The organism is Micromonospora sp. NPDC048040, assembly GCF_055587185.1.
In genome coordinates this window covers 25,250-44,479 of record NZ_JBVJGT010000041.1, presented here as the reverse complement: position 1 = coordinate 44,479, position 19,230 = coordinate 25,250, and the positions used below count along the sequence as shown (strand labels likewise).

Below are 19,230 nucleotides of genomic sequence, written 5' to 3'. Positions count from 1 at the left end.
TAACCTAAGTTGATGTCCATGTGGCAGGCGGCACGGCCGTCCATCCGACCCACGCCGCGATGACCGGCGTCTATCGCGACCGGTGGGGCGTCCCGCACCTGCGAGCCGACACCGTCGACGACCTCGCCCGCCTCCAGGGGCGGGTGGCCGCCGTCGACCGGGCCTGGCAGATCGAGGTCGAGCGGTGGCGCTCGGAGGGTCGCCTCGCCGAGCACGTCGGCCCCGTGGAGCTGGACTGGGACAGGTTCGCCCGCCGCGCCCGCCTCGACGACACCGCGCGGCGCTGCTTCGACCGGCTCGCCCCCGACACCAGGCGGTGGGTCACCGCCTATGTGGACGGGGTCAACGAGGGGCTCGCCGAGGGCGCGGCGGCGGCGCCCGAGTTCGCGGCGGTCGGCTGCGCGCCGGGCCCGTGGCGACCGTGGTCGCCGCTGGGCGTCTTCCTCGTCCAGCACGTGCTCTTCTCCACCTTCCCCAACAAGCTGTGGCACGCCCACGTCGCCGGCGCCCTCGGCCCGGCCGCGTCCGGCCTGTTCGCCGTCGAGGGGCCGGGCGGGTCGGGCAGCAACGCCTGGGCGGTGCCCGCCGAACCGGTCACCGGCCGGGCGCCGGTCGTCGCCGGCGACCCCCACCGCATCCTCGAACTGCCCGGCGTCTACCAGCAGGTGCGCCTCGCCTGCCCCGAGTTCGACGTGCTCGGCCTCGCGTTCCCCGGCGTCCCCGGCCTGCCCCACTTCGGGCACGCGGGCGAGGTGGCCTGGGCGGTCACCAACGCGATGGCCGACTACCAGGACCTCTACCGGGAACAGGTACGCCGCGACGGCGACCGGGTGCTGGTCCGCGAGGCGGACGGCTGGGCGCCGACGCACCGCCACATCGAGCGGATCGAGGTGCGCGGCGGCGAGCCGGAGTCCGTCGAGGTGATCGAGACGCCCCGGGGGCCGGTCGTCGACCTCGACCGACACACCGGCGAGGCGATCAGCCTGCGCACCCCGAGCCGGGTCGAGGGGCGCCTCGGCTTCGACGCGCTGCTGCCGCTGCTGCGGGCGACAAGCGCCGACGACGTCGCCGACGCGCTGCGGGACTGGGTCGAGCCGGTCAACAGCGTCCTCGTCGCGGACCGGCACGGGGCGGTGGTCCACCTGGTCGCGGGGCTCGTCCCGATCCGCGACGACCGGTGCCGGCGGGAGCCGGTGCCCGGCTGGGATCCGCGGTACCGGTGGCACGGCGGCTACGCGCCACCACGCCGCACCGCCGTCGACGGGACAGCGGTCTGCGCCAACGACCGGCGCCCCGACACCGCCGACCTCGGCACCGACTTCGCCCCGCCGCACCGCGCCCGCCGCATCCGCGCCCTGCTGGCCGGCGGTGCCGGCCCGGCAGCCGTGCACATGGACACCCGGCTGGAGGCCGCGACCCTGCGCGGCGTGCTCGACCGGCTGGACCCCGACGACCTCGGCGAGCCGGCGCGGCGCCTGCGGGACCGGCTGCTCGCCTGGGACGGGCGGATGGGGGCCGACAGCACGGACGCCGGCGCCTTCGCCGCCTGGCGCGCGGCCCTGGTCCGGCGGCTGCACGACCACCCCTGCCTGCGCCCGCTGCGCGCCCCGAGCGCGTTCGACCCGCTGTTCACGCCGTGGACCGACCCGCTGGCCCGCATCGGCCACGCCCTCGACGGGGTGGTCGCCGGGCTGCACCGCCTGGGCGGGGACGTCGCCCCGGCGGCGGCCGGTGCGCTGGCGGACGTCGCGGCGGGCGACCCGCCCGGGCCGTGGGGCCGGCGGCACGTGCTGCACCCGGTCCATCTCGGCGTGGCGCCGGCGGTCGACGCGGCCGTACGCGCGATGCGGGAACGGGTCGCGCTGGCCGGCGACACCGACTGCGTGCTGTCCACCTCCAGCGTCCCGGGCGTGTCCGACGCGTGCTGGCGCGGCCCGGTGGCCCGCTACGTGTGGGACCTGACCGACCGCGCGGACAGCCGCTGGGTCGTGCCGTTCGGCGCCTCCGGACGGCCCGGTGACCCGCACTTCGCCGACCAACTCCCACTGTGGGCCGGCGGCGAGCTGGTCCCGGTGGTCACCGACTGGCGAGAACTCACCCCGGAACCAGGAGCACAGACATCGTGATCTACCAGGAGAAGATCCCCGGATTCGGCGAGCTGTCACTCGTCGTGCTGGACCCGAAGCGCCACGCGGAACTGGTGCACGGCTGGGTGACCGAGCCGCGGGCGTCGTTCTGGGGCATGGGTTCGTACTCGGTGGACGACGTGCGGGAGATCTACGAGTTCGTCGCCGGGCTCACCACCCACCACGCGTACCTGATCATGCTCGACGACACGCCGGTCGGCCTGTTCCAGACCTACCAGCCCGAGGCGGACCCGGTCGGCGAGCGCTACACCGTCCGGCCCGGCGACGTCGGGATGCACCTGCTGCTCGCGCCCGGCAACCGCCCGCCGCGCGGCCTCACCACCGCCCTCGGCCCCGCCCTCGCCCGCTACCTGTTCAGCGACCCCACGCGGCAGCGGATCGTGGTCGAACCCGATGTACGCAACCAGCGCGCACTGGACCGGCTGGAGCGGGAGGGCTTCGCCTTCGGCGACGAGGTGGACATGCCCGACAAGCGGGCCCAGCTGGCGTTCCTGACCCGGGCCCGGTTCGAGTCGGATCACCCCGTACCGGTCTGACGGCCGGCGGGTCCGGACCGCCCCCGGCGTCAGGTCCGGACCCGCCGGCCGCCACCGACCGCCCGCAGGTCGAACGGGAGCAGCTCCGCCCGGGCCGGACGCAACCGGCCGCGGGCCACGAGTTCGACGGTGATGACGACCGCGACCGCCTCCACCGCGAGGAGCCCGACCAGCACGACCAACTGCGTGATCCCGGCCGTGAGGGGACTGGCGCCGCCCAGCAGCACGCCGACGAACGCGCCCGGCAGCGTCACCAGGCCCACCGTGCGGGTCTGGTCGAGCGCCGGCACCAGCGCCTGCCCGGCCACCGGACGGCACACGAGCAGGACGGCCTCCCGTGCCGGCAGTCCCAACGCCAGGGCGGCCTCCACCTCTCCCCCACGGGCGGTCAGTTCGTCCAGCACCCGCCGGCCCGCCAGCGACGTCGCGGTCATCGCCCCGCCGATGAGGATTCCGGCCACCGGGATGACGGCGATCCCCCGCATCGGCACGAGCCCCGCGGACAGCAGCCCCGCCACCACGGCCATGCTCCCCGCCGCGATCGGCACGCCCGCCCACCAGTCCCACCGGCCGGTGATCCGCCGGCCGGAGGTGGCCGCCGCCACCGCGCACATCAGGACGACGAAGGCCGCCGTCGCCCACAGCGACACCACGATCGCGGTGATCAGCAGCGACACGGCCGCCAACTGGATCGCGGCGCGGGCCGCGGCGACCAGCACCTGCCGGCCGTGCCCGAGCCCACCGGCCCGGACCACGACGGCCGCCACCACGGCCAGGGCGACCAGGGCGGCGGCCAACTCCGGGCCGACCACCAGCATCGTCGATGACATCCGGCAAGTCTGCCGGCGCGCGGACGGCCGCGGGACGGCGGCCTCGCACCGACCGGCGCCCGGACCTGGGCGGACGACTCCGCAGGCGGCGAAGAGCGGCCCGGACGCGGGCCGGCCCCGGGGCGGGACGCCTCGGGGCCGGTGCGACCGTTCCCGCCGGAGCCGTCAGGCCACCGGCGCCGGAGGGTCAGAAGGTCGGAGCGAGGTAGAGCAGGCGGTTCGGCGAGCCGCTGCCCGGGTTGGTGATCACGTTGGTCGTGGCCTGGCTGACCAGGTACGAGTGGACCTGGGCGGGCGTCCAGCCCGGGTTGACGCTGAGCACCCGGGCAGCCGCGCCCGCGACGTGCGGCGAGGCCATCGAGGTGCCGCTGATGGACGAGGTGGCGGTGTCGCTGGTGGACCAGGCCGACAGGACGCCCACGCCGGGGGCGAACAGGTCGGTGCAGGTGCCCCAGTTGGAGAACGAGGCCCGCGCGTCGTTGCTCTGCGAGGCGTTGACGGTGAGCGCCGTCGGGACCGAGGCCGGCGAGTAGTTGCAGGCGTTGGCGTTCGAGTTGCCGGAGGCCACGGCGTAGGTGATGCCGTCGGCGATGGAGTTCGCCACGGCGGTGTTCAGGGAGCTGTTGTAGGAGCCGCCGAGGCTCATGTTCGCCACCGCGGCCTGGCCCGCCTGGTGGTTCGACGTCACCCAGTTGATGCCGGCGATGACCTGCGCCCAGGTGCCGCTGCCCTGGCAGTTCAGCACCCGCACGGCCACCAGCCGGACGTTCTTCGCGACGCCGTAGGTGTTGCCGCCGACGGTGCCCGCGACGTGCGTGCCGTGGCCGTTGCAGTCGGCGGCCGGCAGCGCGTTGTCGATCGCGTCGTAGCCGTCGACGGCCTGGCCGGCGAAGTCGACGTGGGTGGTCCGGATGCCGGTGTCGATGATGTACGCGGTGACGCCGGTGCCGCTGCTGTTGTAGGTGTACGTGCGGCTGAGCGGCAGGGCCCGCTGGTCGATGCGGTCCAGACCCCACGGCGGGTTGGACTGGGTGGCGGTCGTCGTCACGGTGTGGTTCTGCTCGACGTAGTCGACGGCGGGGTGCGCGGCGAGGCGCTTGGCGGCCTGCTCCGACAGCCGCACCTCGAAGCCGTTGAGCGCGTCGCCGTAGACGTGCCCGACCGTCCCGCCGAAACGCGCGGCCAGCGAGCCGGCGCTGCTGCGCACCTCGGCCTGCCGGGTGCCGGCGCGACCGCCGACGCTGCTGTCCTTGAGCACCACGATGTAGCTGTCGGCCACGGCCGTCGCGCCGCCGGCGCTGCGGATCTCGCCGGTTCCGGGGGCGGCTGTCGCCGGGGCGCCGATCATGGTGGTGACCATGGCGGCGCTGGCGAACACGCCGACCGCGCCGGCGAGGATACGCCGTCGAGTGCGAGGGAGCGTCATCTCCCGGTCCTCCTACTGTCGTGGCCTTCGGGTGGCTCGTGGCGCACCCGGCAGGCGGTGGACGATGAGGAAACCTTAGCCATCATATTCATCTTCGTATATTTTCTTGGTGTTCACGATGTGAGGACGATGTTGAAGAACCGCACGTGAAAGACTTGCGCGAACAAGATCCAATTGAGATACGTCGACATCTACGGCCGCCCGGAGCCACGGACCGAGCGGCCACCACGGCGACGGCCACGCGGCGACGGCGGCGACGGCTACGCGGCGACGGCGGCGACACCCCGCGCCCGGCGGCGGGCGACACGGCGGGCCGACCGAGGCGCCCGGCCGCGCGGCGCCGCCCACATCGCGGACCGGCAGCATGAGTGATCCTCGTCACGGGGCAGGCGCGCCCGGCGCGGCGTCCACACTTGAGCGGTGCAGGGCGCGGAATCCCGCCGCACGGCCCGGATCCGCCTCTCCGACGCCACCGGGCCGCCGCCGACCCCCGTCGACTTAGGGCAGCCGCCTCCTACACGGACGGTGATCGCCGGTTCTTGGCGGCTATGACCCGGGCCTCGACCTGATCGCCGGCAACTGTCGAGATTTGGAGCGCTCACTACCCTGTTGCATGATCCCCGTGCCTGGGCACACATCGACATCGATAAGGGCTTCAGATGACCGACAGTCACCCTCCGTACGGAGGGCAGCCGGATCCGAACGTCAACCCGTGGAGCGGGCCCCCGGCCCCGCAGGGTGGGTACCCGGCCCCGCAGGGCGGGTACCCCGGATACGGCCAGCCAGGGCAGCCACCGCAGTTCGGGGCCCCGGTCCCGCCGCCGCAGAAGTCGAACAAGGGCCTGATCATCGGCCTGTCCGCCGCCGCCGTGGTGGTCCTGCTCGTGCTCTGCGGCGCCGGCGTCGGGTTCGTCCTCGTCAACGACGACGACGATCCCACTCCGGTCGCGTCCGCCACCCCGAGCGGGTCCAGCGAGCCCGGCACCGACGCCACCCCCACCCCCGGGCAGTCCGAGTCGCAGGACCCCGGCAACAGCAACAACGCGGTGACCGCCCGCTACTCCAGCGACCTGGGCGACGTCTGCGAGGGCAGCCAGATCCTCAACGCGGCGCCCTACAACGGCGCGTCCGGCGCCAAGGCGTACGTCTTCTCGAACAACCCCGACCGGCTGACGTTCTGGTCGTCGAAGTCGATCGCCTCGAACAAGCCGTACTACGCCAAGAGCGCCGACTTCGAGTCGGTCTCCGTGGTCGGCTGCCTGAAGTTCGTGGAGGGCAGCGAGGGCACGCCCCGCAAGTGCCAGTACAAGGACAGCTCCGACAAGCAGGTCACCATCGACTACATCTCGTCGCGCTACGAGCTGACCTTCTACGCGGCGAAGACCGGCGAGAAGATCGGCGACGGCGGCACCGTGAGCGCCCCGGCGAACCGGTGCCCGAGCTTCATCTCGTACAACAAGAACACCATGAAGTCGTACGCGGCGCCGGACTCCGGCACCATCGAGGCGGCCCTGGACAAGTTCCTGTCCTGAGGCGGCCCGGTCGACGTCGGGGAGGGACGGTGACCGTCCCTCCCCGACGTGTTTCCCGCGTCCGCCGCACCCGTGGCGGAACAGGCCGCGTCGCCCTCGACCACGCGACCGTCGCGCAGGGTGCGCGGGCCCGACACCGGCTCCACCTCCCCGCCGACGAACGGGGCCGCCGCCGTCTTCCTACGGCGGCGGCCCCTGCTGACGTGGGGCGGACCTCAGCGGCGGGCCGACGACTCCTTCGCCACGGCGTCCACGTCCACCTGGTCGAAGGCGGGAGCGCCGTCGACGGCGTCGGCGGCGACGGCCGCCGAGGTGGCGGCGTCCGGCAGGTCCAGGCTGGTGCGCAGGGTGACCGGCTTGAGCAGGGCCGCCGCGAGGACGCCGACGACGGCGATGGCCGCGGAGATCAGGAAGATGTGTCCGGTGGCGTCGCCGTACGCGGCCCGGACGATCTGCTGGACCGCGGCCGGCATGGCGTCGATGTTGAGGCTGCCGGTCCCCCCGCCGGAGGTGGGCATGCCCGCGGCGGCGAGGTCCGTGGTGATCTGCTCGGTGACCCGGCGGGCGAGGACCGCGCCGAGCACCGACACCCCGATGGTGCCGCCGAGGGAGCGGAAGAACGCCACGGTGGAGCTGGCCGAGCCGATGTCCTTGAGGGAGACGGTGTTCTGCACGGCGAGGACGAGGTTCTGCATGGTCATGCCGACCCCGACGCCCACGATGAACATGGCCGCGCCGACCAGCACCAGCGACGTCTCGTGGTCGATGGTGCCGAGCAGGGCGAAACCGGCGACGAGCACGACCGCCCCGACGAGGATGTAGGGCTTGATCTTCCCGGTCCTGGTGATCAGGCGACCGGCGACGATCGACGAGCCGAGGACGCCGGCCATCATCGGGATGGTGAGCAACCCGGCCTCCGTCGGGCTGTAGCCGCGGCCGATCTGGAAGTACTGGCCGAGGAAGACGGCGCCGCCGAACATGGCCATGCCGACCGCGAGGCTGCCGAGGATGGCCAGGGCGGTGGTGCGCTGGCGGACCAGGTCGAGCGGGACCACCGGCTCGTCAGCCCGCGCCTCCACCCAGACCGCCAGGGCGAGCAGCAGGACCGAGCCGCCCACCATCGCCGCGCTCTGCCAGGAGACCCAGGCGAACGAGTCGTCGACGAAGGAGATCCAGATGAGCAGCACGCTGACCCCGGCGGCGATCAGGCTGGCGCCCAGGTAGTCGATCTTCACGTTGTCGCGGCGGACCGTGGGCAGGCGCAGGGTGACCTGGAGGAGGATCAGCGCGAGGACGGCGACGGGGACCCCGACGAAGAAGCACCAGCGCCAGCCGAGCCAGGACGTGTCGACGATGAGCCCACCCAGCAGCGGGCCGCCGACCGTCGCCACGGCCATGACGCCGCCGAGGTAGCCGTTGTACCGGCCGCGCTCCCGCGGCGGGATCATCGCCGCGATGGCGACCTGGACGAGCGCCTGGAGGCCGCCGACGCCGATGCCCTGGAACGCACGCGCGGCGATGAGCTGGCCGGCGGTCTGGGCGAGGCCGGCGACCACCGAGCCGACCAGGAAGACGACGATGGCGACCTGCACCAGGAGCTTCTTGTTGAACAGGTCGGCGAGCTTGCCCCAGATCGGGGTGGTCGCGGTCGCGGTGAGCAGGGTGGCGGTGACCACCCACGTGTACTGGGTCTGCGACCCGTTCAGCGCGCCGATGATCTTCGGCAGCGCCGTCGAGACGACGGTGCCGCTGAGCATGGCGACGAAGAGCACCAGCAGCAGGCCGCTGAGCGCCTCCAGCGTCTGCCGATGCGTCATCGGCGTGTCGCCGGTCGTCGTGGTGGGTGCGCTCATCGCGCGGCCTCCAGGTTGTCGTGGTGTCCGAGGGCGGTCTCGACGTCGCGGGTGAACCGGCCGAGCGCCCCGCTCAGCGCCGCGATCTCGTCGGGCGTCCAGTCGGCGAGCGCCCGCTCGAGCACCCCGCCGTACCAGTCGAAGATCTCGGTCAGGGCGGCCCGGCCGTCAGGGGTGACGGCCAGGACCCTGGCTCGCATGTCGGTCGGGTCGGCGCCCCGCTCGACCAGGCCGAGCCCGACGAGCGAGGCGATCGCGCGGCTCACGGTCGACGGGTCCAGCCCGGTGCGGGCGGCGAGCTCCCGCGCATGGCAGCCGGCGGGAAGCCGGTCGATCTGCATGAGCATGCCGACCAGGCCGAGCGGCACGAGCGGCCGCACGTCGGCCCGACGCCGCCGGATCAGCCGTACGGTCCGGACCAGTTCGTGCAGCCTGGTGCCGAGTTGACGAGCGGTGCCGTCCACCGTTTCCCCCCACATCGCAGATGGTTGCCGCATACAAGCATCTGCCGATCTTGCCCAATGGGCAAGTTTGCGCAGTGAGAAACGAGTCACGTCGGCACTAGGCTGACGGCATGGACGAGGCCACCGGGCTACGGGAGCGCAAGAAGGCGGCAACCCGCCTCGCCCTGCACGAGGCGGCTCTGCGCCTGGCCTCCGAGCACGGGCTCGACCGCGTCACCGTCGAGGCGATCGCCGATGCCGCGAACGTGTCCCGCCGGACGTTCTCCAACTACTTCTCCAGCAAGGAGGAGGCGATCTTCCACGGCGACGCCGTGCGACTTCGCCGACTGCTGGAGCTGGTCCGCCAGCAACCACCCGACGCGCCGCCCTGGCGCGCGCTGAGCCGGGCCGCCGAACAGCTCGCCGAGGAGGTGTACGGCAGCACGCCCCCCTCGTGGCTGGTCCGCCGCCGCCAACTGCGGGGACACCCGGGACTCGTCGCCCAGCAGATCGCGGCGTACACCACCATCGAGCGCGAACTCGCCGACGAGTTCGTCCACCGGCTGGCCGGCCCCGACCCGGAGCTGCGGGCCCGGGTCCTGGCGGCGACCTTCCTGGCCACCCTGCGCGTCGCCGTCCAGCACTGGATCGAGCACCCCGACGGGCCGCTGCGCGACACCCTCCGGGCCGCGCTCGCGGAGGCGGCCTCCGCACCGGCCGTCGAGGCTGCCGCTCCCCCACCTGGCACCACCTGAGCCCGCAGCGGCCACCCACGCCGCGACCGCCGCCGCGGTCGGCAGCGGACGGTGCGCACGCATCCGTGGATCTCGCCGCACCACCGCTGCCCGGTCCCGCGCTCCCGCCGGGCGGTGCCGGCCCGGCGGGAGCCCCGCGTCAGGGCAGGTCGGGCGCGCCCAGGAAGGACCAGGTATTCCCGTCGGCGGACCACCACGTGCCCGGGGTGTGCGGCCAGCCGCGCTGCGCGTATCCGCCCGGTACCGGTACGGCCGCCGCGCCGGGCGCGGGCTCCATCGGGGACAGGTGCTGCCCCCCGTCGCCGCTGCTGAACATCAGCGGCCGGTCGTCGGCGACGAGACCGGCCTGGATGACCAGCGTTCCGTCGGACCGGACGGAGGCGCGAAGCTGCCGGTCACCCACGGCCGCGCTGCCGGCGGTGCGTTGCCAGGTCCGGCCACCGTCACCACTGCGATGGACGACCAGCGTGCCGTCGATGCTGCCGACGGCGTAGACGGTGCGGCCGTCCCACGTGGCCACGTCGAGCGCGACGTCGTGGCCGGCGGTGAGCGGCCCGGCGAAGACGTGTCGCTGCCAGGTACGGCCTCCGTCGCGGCTCACCGTGATCGCGCTGCCCCGGCCGACGAGCCGGCCGTCGATCGTGTCCACGGCCGTGTAGCCGCTGCCCCAGATGCCCGCCTCGGGCGGCACGTCTTCCGCGAGCGCGGGCAACTCCAGCCCCGTGGTCTGCGCCACCTGCACGACGTCACCCGTGGCCGGGTCCGCCGCCACGATCCGGTCGGCGCGCGGGCCGATCATGTGGTTGAGCACGCGCCATCCGTCGGGCACCTGGACGGCCGTGTCCGCCGTCACCTCCCGCCACCGTTCCCCGCCGTCGACGCTCGCAAGCCAGCCCTGCCGGTCTCCGGCCCCGACGGCGACCTGGTACGACGCGATCAGCGTGCGCTGCCCGGCCGCGGCGAGGGCGACCAGCGCGTTGCCGGACAGCGGAAGCTCGCGGCTGCGCCAGGTCGCGCCACGGTCGGCGGTGCCCGACACCATCAGCACGCAGTCGTCCTCCCGGCAGTTCTTCCAGCGGAAGTAGAAGTGGTCGAGGTCTCCCGCGACCACCGGGCCCGGACGAGGGGTCCGGGCCTCACCGGGGACAGGGCTGGTGGAAGGCGCTGGCGTCGGGATGAAGCCGGGCGTCGTGGTCCCGCCGAGGCCGGGAACGGACACCTGGGGGTCCGCGCGGTGCAGACCGGCGGAGGCGACGCCGGCGACAGCGACCAGCGCGAGTGTGGTCAGCGAGGCCGCGGCCACGCGGATGTGCCGTCGACGGCGTGCCGCCCGGCGCCACACCTCGGTGAAGTCCGGTCTGAAGGCCGCCTGGGCGGCCCGGTCGAGCCCGGCAAAGTCCAGGTCAGGCATGGAGAGAACCTCTCTCGTTCACGATCGCTGGTCGAACGGTGGTGATGTCGGCGGTGTCGTCGAGGCCGACGGCGAGGGCACGACGGGCCCGGACGAGGCGGGTCTTGACCGCCTCCACGGAGCAGCCCAAGGTCTCCGCCACGTCGGCCACCGTCATGTCCGCGATGTGGTACAGCACGACGGCCTCACGGGCCGGGCGCGGCAGCCGCTGGAGTGCGGTGACGAGGGCGACGTGGTCGGGCGACATGCCCGCGGCCCCCCGCTGTCCACCGTCGAGTTGGCCGGAACGCGCCAGCCGGGCGAAGACCATCCGGCGTCGGTGCCGGCTCCGGGCGATGTTGAGGGCCACCGTACGCAGCCACGCCTCCGGATGCTCCACCTGGCCGAACCGACCCGGCCGGGCCAGCGCCCGCACGAAGGCGTCCTGCACCACGTCCTGAGCCTCCGCGTAGTCACCGGTGATCGCGAACAACTGCGACACCAGACGCGACGCCGCGGCGGCGTACAACTCCCGGATCTGCTCCTGGATGTCCGACACATCGTCTCCTCCTGCTCAACCTCTGCATCCCTTGAGACCAACCAGCAGCCGCCCCGGTGACACCTCCGCTCGGCGAATCGCCGCTCGCTCGCGCCTGCGAAGCGTCGCGGGGCGGCGACGGGTCACCGTCCAGGAGTCTGGATCACGGAAGTCGGGGCAGTGGCCCTGCCCACCGCGCCGGCGGCGGTGCTGTTCTCCGGCCGTGTCCGATGGGGCAGGAGGATCGCCGGTGCCGCCGACCATTCGCGCGGCACCGACGCGGTGGGACGACCCCAGGCGTGACGGCGCCGGATCCGCCGCAGTACGGCATGATGCCGCTCCTGGCGCCGACCTGACGTCAGCGCCAACAGGCGGATCGGGGAAACTGTTGCCGCACGGCAGTCGGAGGACAGCGCCCGACCCTGAATACGCTGAAGATTCCCGACGACCGATTCAGCCACGCCGCACACGCGAACCACACAGGCATATCCGTGAACTCGGCTCCGACCCAACGGTGATCAATTTCTCTGCGAATCCGATGCCCGGACAGGCCACTCGCGACGCGGGATTTTCTGCGGGCCCAATTCTCGTTTCCGCACCTTCGTCACGCGCCCCGCCGAACGCCCACGGGAAACGCGCCCGGCAGCACGTACCAACGCGAGCCGGCACCGCACCGGCCGAGTTCGCCGTCGGCCCGACCGGCCGAGCGAGGAACCCACCAGCACGTCGAGGCCGATCCCGCAGCCACCCGACCAGTGGCAACTACCAGGGTATTCACGACTCCCGGCACACCGACCTGCCCCGCCGCGCCTCCACCCGCCCCCGGCCCACGGCCCACCTCGCCAGCGGCCAGACACTCTCCACGATTGCTGAACCAAGCGCTGAATCATTGACGTATCCGCGTGCGCAACACGATTATCTGAGGCAGTCGCGTCGTCGGCGAACCGTCGCCCCGAAAGGACGACAGATGAAGCCAGAGGACTTCCGCGACCTGATGCGTAAACCCTCCCGAGGTTGCCATTCTCGCCCCGGCGGATCGCGTTGGTCGGCCACGGACAACGACCTGCTCGCCAGTGGAAACGCGTGCCTGCCGCCGCCACTTCTCGGCGTCGCGCGAACGGCCGACGCGACGTCCGGTGCCGCGCCGAGTCGCGCCAATTCCTCGCTCGACCTGCCGCACGGCGGCGCGACGCGCGCGTCCGCGTTCTGGCAGCACCAGTTCTCGCGCGTACGGCCGCGAACCTCCCCGTCCGGCGGCCGTCCTGGCCGACCGACGGCGCGCGCGCCACCGCGGACCTCGATGTGGTGCCCCACCCTCCCGGCCGGCGATCACCTCGTGGTCATCGGCGAACTGCGCGGCTCCCCGCCGGTGCCGGCGTCGGCCACCGCGGTACGGCATGCGTCAGTTCTTCCTGCCCGCACCAGAAAGCCTGCGACCGCCGAGGTGATGATGCCGTCGAATCTCGCCCTGTCCCTGCACTTCTTCCTCCAACTCGCGGTGGTGCTGTTCACCTGTTGGTCGGTCGGACTCCTCCTCCGCCGACTGGGCCAGCCACAGGTCGTCGCCGACATGGTCGCGGGCTTCCTGCTGGGGCCGACGCTGCTCGGTCTCCTGCTGCCCGCCCTGCAAGGCTGGCTGTTCCCGACCACGCTGCATCTGGACGCCGGCGACGCCGGTAGCCGCATCGCCCACCCATCGCTGATCGTGCTCTACGTGGCCGGCCAGCTCGGCCTGGTCCTCTACATGTTCGTCGTCGGGATGTCGTTCCGCACCGACGTGCTCACGGGACACCTCCGTTCGGCGCTCGGGTCGTCCGTCGCCGGCGTCATCGCACCGATCGCCACCGGCGCGGTGCTGGGCTGGGTGCTGGCCAGCAACCGGACGTTCTTCGACGAGAAGGTGGCCGCATGGCAGGCGGCCCTCTTCGTCGGCACGGCAATGGCGATCACCGCCTTTCCGATGCTGGCGCGCATCATCCACGAGAACAATCTCGGCGGCAGCCCCACCGGGACGGTGGCCCTGGCGTGCGCCGCCGTCGACGACACCGTCGCCTGGGTCCTGCTGGCCGTGGTGGTCTCCTCGGCCCAGGGCGACGCGTCGGTCGCGCTGCTCGCCCTCGGCGGCGGCCTGCTCTACGTCCTCGTGGTCCTGACCGTGGGTCGCACCCTGTCCGCCAGGCTCGCCCGTTGGGCCATGGACGACGACGGGCTGCGTCCCGCCGGGCTCATCACGACGATGATCATTCTGCTGCTCTGTGCCGCGTACACCGAGGCGGTCGGGATCTACGCGGTGGTGGGGGCCTTCCTGTTCGGCGTCGCCATACCCCGTGGCCGCTTCACCGAGGCCCTGCGGGTGTGCATCGAGCCGGTCACGGTCCGGCTGCTGCTGCCGACGTTCTTCGTCTACTCCGGCCTGGCCACGCAGTTCAGCGTGTTGACGGATCCCGGTGTGCTGCTGGTCCTGGTGATCGTGGTCGTGGTGGCCTTCCTGAGCAAGGGCGTGGCGTGCACCATCGGTGCCCGCACGGCCGGTCTACCGTGGGGCGCCGCGGCCTCGGTCGGCGCCCTGATGAACGCGCGCGGACTGATGGAACTCGTCCTGCTGAACATCGGCCTGGAAAAGGGACTGGTGACGCCGGCGCTGTACACCGTCCTGGCCCTGATGACCGTCATCACCACGCTGGCGGCCACACCGCTGTACTACTTCATCCAACGTCGGTCGGGATCACCGGCCCCACCGGTCTCCGACGGCGACGTCGTGGCGGAGACGGAAGTCGATCACGCGACCGGGGCACCACGGGAGCCGTCCGCTCAACCTCGTTGAGCCGGCTCAGGACGCGCACGCTGGGCGAGATCCTGCCCGCGCTCGGAGTGTCGGCGCGCCAACCAGAGGCGGTGGGCGAACAGCATCCCGTAGCCGGCGAGAACCGCGCCGAGCACGGCCAGCGCACCACCGTCCGCGGAACGGCGCGCCGCATCCAGGATCACGCCCAGCATCGCCGCCGCGACGATCAGGGACACGTGGTTCGAGGCCCAGAACACCACCGGTGTCATGCGCCGGGGGTCGAGGTCGCGCATCGCGCCGCCGCGGAGCTGCCCGACGAGCCAGGCCGACAGCGGCGCGGTGGCGGCCATCGCCGCCCAGACCAGCCACGGCACCCAGCCGAGCAACGCGAAGACGGTGAGCGTCGCGTACCCGACCAACTGCGCCCCGACGATCACCCGCACCGCCGGCCGGTAACCGATGATGACGGGCAGCGTGCGCTTGCCGACCATCGCGTCCGATCGGCGGTCGCCCAGGTTCATCACCATCATCCGGGCGACCTGCAGCACCGCGGTGGGCGCCAGCACGGCCAACAGCACCATCGGTACGGTGCCGGCCTGGAGCACCACCGCGACGGCCGGCCACAGGCCGTTGAGTATCGCGGCGACCGTCATCTCCCCCGCGCCCCGGTAGTTCAGCCGCAACGGTGGCGCCGTGTAGAACCAGGCCAGCACCACGGCCGCGGCGGCGAGCACGCGCGCCTGCCAGGACGGCATGACAGCCACCATCAACGCCGACACGCCGAACAGGACGACTCCGGCGCGGAACGACACCACGGGTGCGACCACCCCGTCGACGAGGGCCCGGCTGCCGCCCGTCCACGGCGTGAAGTAGACGTTCGCCCGGTCGGCCGCCAGGTCGAAATACTCGTTGCAGTAGTGCGTCATGACGTGGACCGTCCACGCGAACAGTTGCGCGACGGCGTACCACGTGAGATCTAGCGGATAGCCCTGGTGTACCGACACCGCCACGGCGAGACCCACCGGCAGGAGGTTGTACAGCAGGAAGCGGAGTCGGGCCAGTCGGACGAGACCCCGCCACGGAGTGTCGCCCCGCCCGGCCACCGGCCCGGCGTCAGGCCGGCGAGGTCCTGCCATCGACTGAGGTTCCGACAACGCGTCCATCGTGTAGCGCCTCCCCGTGCTCAGACCGCGACCACAACCTTCGTCCCCGCCAACGACAATCGCCACGATCTGTCGGGTAAGCGTCCATTGCCACTGCGGCACGACGTCCGATCGTCCCAACCCCGACGGCGGCCCGGGCCCTCACGATCGTCACAGGCCGCAAACCGTTGGTTTGAGGGCGAAGACCTCAGCCAAAATGCCCTACGCGGCCAATGACGAGAAGCTGCCTCTCGCCGACACGCTGGCGCTCGGGAAGTTGGCCTACCTCCGCCAGCGCTCACTGAGCAACCCGCGCTACCGAAACGCCAACTACGTCCGGCTCCACGTGACACCGGGCTATCTCCGCTGGAACCGGCCCTCGGTCTTTGATCCGCACCTGGAGTCCGTGCAGCGTAGCCTCGCCATCTTCGAGCGACTCGCCAAGCGCCACGACCCGGAGGCCACCCGGTCCTGGCAGGCAGTCCTCGCCGCCGTGGACCTCCTGCTGGCCGAGGGGCAGCATCGGGCTGGGCATCGCATCCGACCAAGACGAATCTGACCGGTCGCTGCCGTTGGCCTGGTGCGGCCCGCCAACCCGTCGACCTCGTCGTAGATCATCGCCACCGTCTCCGCCTCCACGACATCCGGTGGCACGACTGGGCGGATTGTCAGCGCCCTGGGTCACCGATCCAGGTTGCGCCGGGCCGCGGCGTTGTGGCAGCAGGGGTAGCCGGCGGGCTGGGCTGGGACGGACGCAGGACCCACATGGCGATGCCGCTTGCCATGGTGCTGAACAGCGCGACCGTGGCCACCAGCACGTCGGCCAAAAGCGCCGTCCGCCAACTCAGCGCCTGCGCCAGCATGCCGCTCACGACGGGTCCGAGCAGGAGAGCGGCGCCGAGCGCGAGGCCGAGCACCAGCCGGGCCCGGGAGCGCCCGCGGACCAGTTGACTGGCGAGGGCAAGGGCGGCGCCGGCCGCGGTTCCGGCACCCAGCCCGACGATCACCCGCCCGACCGCGAACAGTGCCGACCCCGGCGTGAACGCGCTCACGACGCTACCGATGATCAGGAGCGCCAGCGCAGGCAACGCGATTGCGGTGGGCCACCGCCGGCCGAGCAGGTAGCCGGGCGCGACCAGGGCTACCGTTGCCATCACGTACTGTGCGACCACGGTCATCGTCATGCCCGCCGTGGACAGTCCGAGGTCGCGCGTGATGGCGCTGACCAGCGGTCCGACGGGCGCGATGAGGAGTCCGGCGGCGAGGAACGCACTAAGCGCTGGGCCGGCAAGCGACCAGGGCGGGCGAACCATCGATGGTCGAGACTGGGCGGGGTATCCGGGCGGGATCACGCGGTGAGTGTATGGACCTGACCCTCGGTCGCCAATACCTCGCCCGAAAGCCGGCGGGTCCGTTGGCGAGGCGGTAGCTGTGGACAGCCACGGGGCCGCATTGCAGTAACGAGATCCGTGAACCAGAGCCCCATGATGATGCTGCCGGCTCGGGCTACCAGCCCGATGGCTACCTTCTCGGCTCGTATCGCATCGCCACTGCCCCCGAGCCGAACTCCAGCCGGCTCACGAGCTTCAAGCCGACATGTCTTGACAGCCCCGCTGTCGGATGGCCGCCCTCATCGCCGCCACCGCACCCCGAATCCCCACCGACGCAATGCCCACCCATGCACGGCACGACGCTACCCGCGGCGTGAACGGGGGCAGTGGCGAGGCAACCGCCAACACGATCGTCGTGACCATCTAGTCGGCCGCCGGATGCAGGTTCCTCAAACCTGCATCCGGGCGGCCAGGCCCGACTCGCGCAGGCGACGGCGCTGCCCGTCGGCCACGATGACCTCCACGACGATCAGAATGAAGGAGACAGCCGCCAGCAGGCCCAGCGCACCGATGGCCGATATCCGCCGTGCGACAGGGACGAACGCGGCCAGCACCAGAACGGCAGCCACCCGGGTCCAGATGATTGTCCTGATCGTGTGGGCCATCCGCAGCTGGTAGGCGACGTTGGCCAGGAGGAAGAGGGCTATCCCCCCGTAGAGGCCGAAGAGCCCGATGGCGGAGAGCCGTTCGTCGGGGTGGTGTCCATCGATGTGGCCGACGTTCTTGACGAGCTCGCGCATCCCGAGGGCTGGCAGGAGGATGCCGGCGACCATGGGGAGGTGCAGGTAGCTGTAGGCGTCCCGGGCGAGGGCGAATCTGGTCTTCGGGTCGGCCCGCTCGAGAACCTGCTCACCGACGAGCGCCACCACGTCGAAGTAGGTCCAGAGCACCGCCCCGGTGACGGTCATGGCCAGCATCACGGCGAACAGGAGCTGCCAACTGAGCGACACGTTGGAGCTGGATGTTCCGATCGAGATGATGTTCTCGCCCACGGCCACGATCAGGATCAACCCGTACCGCTCGCACCAGTGCCGGGCGGAGAAGATGCCGATCTCCCAGACGGGCAACGTGAAGCTACCTACGTAGTCCACGAGCACGGCCAGCAGCCAGAGGAGGGTCACGGCGATGGCGACCTGTCGCTGGTCGGTGAGGAGTCGGTGCGGCACGAGCGCGGCGCAGACGAGCAGGGCGGTGCTGGCGACCATCGGCACCGCGGGCACCAGAATGTGCCGGGCCACGTGCCGGGCCGAGACGGCGTACGCGTACAGCGCCAGGTGCAGCGACCGCACGAGGAAATAGCAGATGGGGAAGACGAGCGGGCCGTACAACCCGCCGGGCCGGTCGGTGAACGCGACGAGGGTCGACAGCGCCATCACGAAAGTGATCCCGGTGACCACGAACAACCCGAACCGCATCACCCCGAAACTGGCCTGCAGGTTGTTGGTCAGCCACGCGAAGGCGCCCCAGGACCACCACAGCAGGGCCAGCACGAGCATTCCGCGAAGCACGCCCTGAGGGGTGTAGTCGCTCCGGATCAGCGCGACGAGTTGAACGAAGGCGAACACGAAGACCAAGTCGAAGAAGAGCTCCTCGGTGGCCGTGCGGGTGCCTTCGCGTACCCGCCGCCTGCCGAGCAGGCTGACGACGGCGTCGCGCAGGTGAGCGCGTACGGGCTTGCGCCCTGGGGTCTTCCCCCTGTCACCTCCTGCCGTCGGTCCTTCCTTCGTCACGGCGCCAGTCTGACAGTACGCCTGGCTCAGAATGGCCTGTTTCATGCCGGTCGGCCGGATTCTATGCGGGTCGGCGGGGCGGCGCCGACGGAACGGGCTCGAGCTGCGGTGCCGCCGACCGGCCCAGGCGCGGGGTGCGGCCCGTGGGCCGCTGCGGTCTTCTACTTGCAGCTTCCCCGTCGGCATGCTCCTGGCCCGCAAGCTCGTCGCCGCCGACAACCCCCGTGACGCGATCCTCGCCTCCAGACGCGGCACCTGACTGTCGCCCAACAACGTCCGCCGTCAGTGGCGCCAGGCCGGCGCCGACACCGATCTCGAATGGGTCACCCCACACCTTCCGCAAGACCGTCGCCACCCCCATCAAGGAGAGACGGACACCGAAGGCGCCGCAAGATCCCCCAACCACCCTCCGGAACCGTTGACAACTCCATTCTGGAGTCGTCTGGCCTCGCCGGGCGGCTAGGGCTGCAATACTGCTGCGATGTTGAAGTGGATCGGGCGGGCCGCGTCTCTGCTTGTGGCGCTCGCGTTGGCAGTTGTCGGTGTGCTGTTCGTCTACGGCGCATGGAGCGCTTGGGATGGCCTGCCGCCGGATGGGCCGTCTCTCGGCGATTCTTCTCGGATCTATGAAACTGTCATCGCCCTGTTCGGACTGAGTCTCTTGGCCGGCGGCACCTGGCTCGCTGTCCGAGTCGCCCGCGGAGTGCGTCAGCGCACAACGTGACCCGAACC

Annotated in this window: 16 protein-coding genes and 1 pseudogene; 8 read left to right on the top strand and 9 right to left on the bottom strand. The window is 71.8% G+C overall.

Annotation, left to right across the window (positions count from 1 at the left end):
* Positions 1–59: 59 nt before the first annotated feature.
* Both ACZ6O2_RS27435 and ACZ6O2_RS27430 read left to right on the top strand, forming a co-directional pair.
* Positions 60–2,126, top strand: coding sequence for a penicillin acylase family protein (locus ACZ6O2_RS27435; protein WP_466024872.1), 2,067 nt, complete (start codon positions 60–62; stop codon positions 2,124–2,126).
* Positions 2,123–2,683 (top strand): GNAT family N-acetyltransferase, encoded by a 561-nt coding sequence (locus tag ACZ6O2_RS27430; RefSeq protein ID WP_466024871.1) that lies wholly within the window; start codon positions 2,123–2,125, stop codon positions 2,681–2,683. Before ACZ6O2_RS27435 ends, ACZ6O2_RS27430 begins: the two co-directional genes overlap by 4 nt.
* Before the next feature lie 29 nt (positions 2,684–2,712).
* Here the strand turns inward: ACZ6O2_RS27430 and ACZ6O2_RS27425 are convergent, their stop codons facing one another.
* Both ACZ6O2_RS27425 and ACZ6O2_RS27420 read right to left on the bottom strand, forming a co-directional pair.
* Positions 2,713–3,513, bottom strand: coding sequence for an ABC transporter permease (locus ACZ6O2_RS27425; protein ID WP_350710225.1), 801 nt, complete (start codon positions 3,511–3,513; stop codon positions 2,713–2,715).
* Positions 3,514–3,700: 187 nt separating this feature from the next.
* Entirely contained in the window at positions 3,701–4,939 is a 1,239-nt protein-coding gene (locus ACZ6O2_RS27420) for a S8 family peptidase (RefSeq protein ID WP_466024870.1), read from the bottom strand.
* A gap of 659 nt (positions 4,940–5,598) precedes the next feature.
* Here ACZ6O2_RS27420 and ACZ6O2_RS27415 point away from each other — a divergent pair.
* The gene (locus ACZ6O2_RS27415) at positions 5,599–6,471 is read left to right on the top strand and encodes a hypothetical protein (RefSeq protein ID WP_350710228.1); all 873 of its coding nucleotides are present in this window, start codon (positions 5,599–5,601) and stop codon (positions 6,469–6,471) included.
* 215 nt (positions 6,472–6,686) lie between these two features.
* On the opposite strand, the gene ACZ6O2_RS27410 is transcribed toward ACZ6O2_RS27415, so the two are convergent.
* Complete coding sequence (locus ACZ6O2_RS27410) at positions 6,687–8,324, bottom strand: MDR family MFS transporter (RefSeq protein WP_466024869.1); 1,638 nt, start codon at positions 8,322–8,324, stop codon at positions 6,687–6,689.
* On the bottom strand, positions 8,321–8,803 hold the full coding sequence (locus tag ACZ6O2_RS27405) for a MarR family winged helix-turn-helix transcriptional regulator (RefSeq protein ID WP_466024868.1): 483 nt from the start codon (positions 8,801–8,803) through the stop codon (positions 8,321–8,323). Before ACZ6O2_RS27405 ends, ACZ6O2_RS27410 begins: the two co-directional genes overlap by 4 nt.
* 95 nt (positions 8,804–8,898) lie before the next feature.
* Between ACZ6O2_RS27405 and ACZ6O2_RS27400 the strand changes: the two genes are divergently transcribed.
* A complete protein-coding gene (locus ACZ6O2_RS27400; protein ID WP_350710234.1) occupies positions 8,899–9,522 on the top strand; it encodes a TetR/AcrR family transcriptional regulator in 624 nt (207 codons plus the stop codon).
* Between the two features lie 139 nt (positions 9,523–9,661).
* Here ACZ6O2_RS27400 and ACZ6O2_RS27395 read toward each other — a convergent pair whose 3' ends face one another.
* On the bottom strand, positions 9,662–10,933 hold the full coding sequence (locus tag ACZ6O2_RS27395; RefSeq protein ID WP_466024867.1) for a WD40/YVTN/BNR-like repeat-containing protein: 1,272 nt from the start codon (positions 10,931–10,933) through the stop codon (positions 9,662–9,664).
* On the bottom strand, positions 10,926–11,471 hold the full coding sequence (locus ACZ6O2_RS27390; RefSeq protein WP_350710238.1) for an RNA polymerase sigma factor: 546 nt from the start codon (positions 11,469–11,471) through the stop codon (positions 10,926–10,928). The genes ACZ6O2_RS27395 and ACZ6O2_RS27390 overlap by 8 nt, the downstream gene beginning before the upstream one ends.
* Positions 11,472–12,900: 1,429 nt before the next feature.
* Between ACZ6O2_RS27390 and ACZ6O2_RS27385 the strand changes: the two genes are divergently transcribed.
* Positions 12,901–14,274: a cation:proton antiporter gene (locus ACZ6O2_RS27385; protein ID WP_466024866.1), complete on the top strand. Its 1,374-nt coding sequence runs from the start codon at positions 12,901–12,903 to the stop codon at positions 14,272–14,274.
* Here the strand turns inward: ACZ6O2_RS27385 and ACZ6O2_RS27380 are convergent.
* Positions 14,262–15,371 carry a prenyltransferase gene (locus tag ACZ6O2_RS27380; protein WP_350710242.1) on the bottom strand — a complete coding sequence of 370 codons (1,110 nt, stop codon included), beginning with the start codon at positions 15,369–15,371 and terminating at the stop codon, positions 14,262–14,264. The genes ACZ6O2_RS27385 and ACZ6O2_RS27380 overlap by 13 nt on opposite strands.
* Before the next feature lie 223 nt (positions 15,372–15,594).
* Here ACZ6O2_RS27380 and ACZ6O2_RS27375 point away from each other — a divergent pair, with 223 nt between their 5' ends.
* Positions 15,595–15,936 (top strand): hypothetical protein, encoded by a 342-nt coding sequence (locus ACZ6O2_RS27375; protein ID WP_466024865.1) that lies wholly within the window; start codon positions 15,595–15,597, stop codon positions 15,934–15,936.
* A 109-nt stretch (positions 15,937–16,045) separates the two neighbouring features.
* On the opposite strand, the gene ACZ6O2_RS27370 is transcribed toward ACZ6O2_RS27375, so the two are convergent.
* Both ACZ6O2_RS27370 and ACZ6O2_RS27365 read right to left on the bottom strand, forming a co-directional pair.
* Complete coding sequence (locus ACZ6O2_RS27370) at positions 16,046–16,729, bottom strand: MFS transporter (RefSeq protein ID WP_466024864.1); 684 nt, start codon at positions 16,727–16,729, stop codon at positions 16,046–16,048.
* A 428-nt stretch (positions 16,730–17,157) separates the two neighbouring features.
* Positions 17,158–18,498, bottom strand: a complete 1,341-nt coding sequence (locus ACZ6O2_RS27365; RefSeq protein ID WP_466024863.1) for a low temperature requirement protein A — start codon at positions 18,496–18,498, stop codon at positions 17,158–17,160.
* A gap of 172 nt (positions 18,499–18,670) precedes the next feature.
* Here ACZ6O2_RS27365 and ACZ6O2_RS27360 point away from each other — a divergent pair.
* Positions 18,671–18,961, top strand: a pseudogene (locus ACZ6O2_RS27360) (tyrosine-type recombinase/integrase); the annotation flags it as partial.
* Between the two features lie 18 nt (positions 18,962–18,979).
* Complete coding sequence (locus ACZ6O2_RS27355) at positions 18,980–19,222, top strand: hypothetical protein (protein ID WP_466024862.1); 243 nt, start codon at positions 18,980–18,982, stop codon at positions 19,220–19,222.
* The last annotated feature ends 8 nt before the right edge of the window (positions 19,223–19,230 follow it).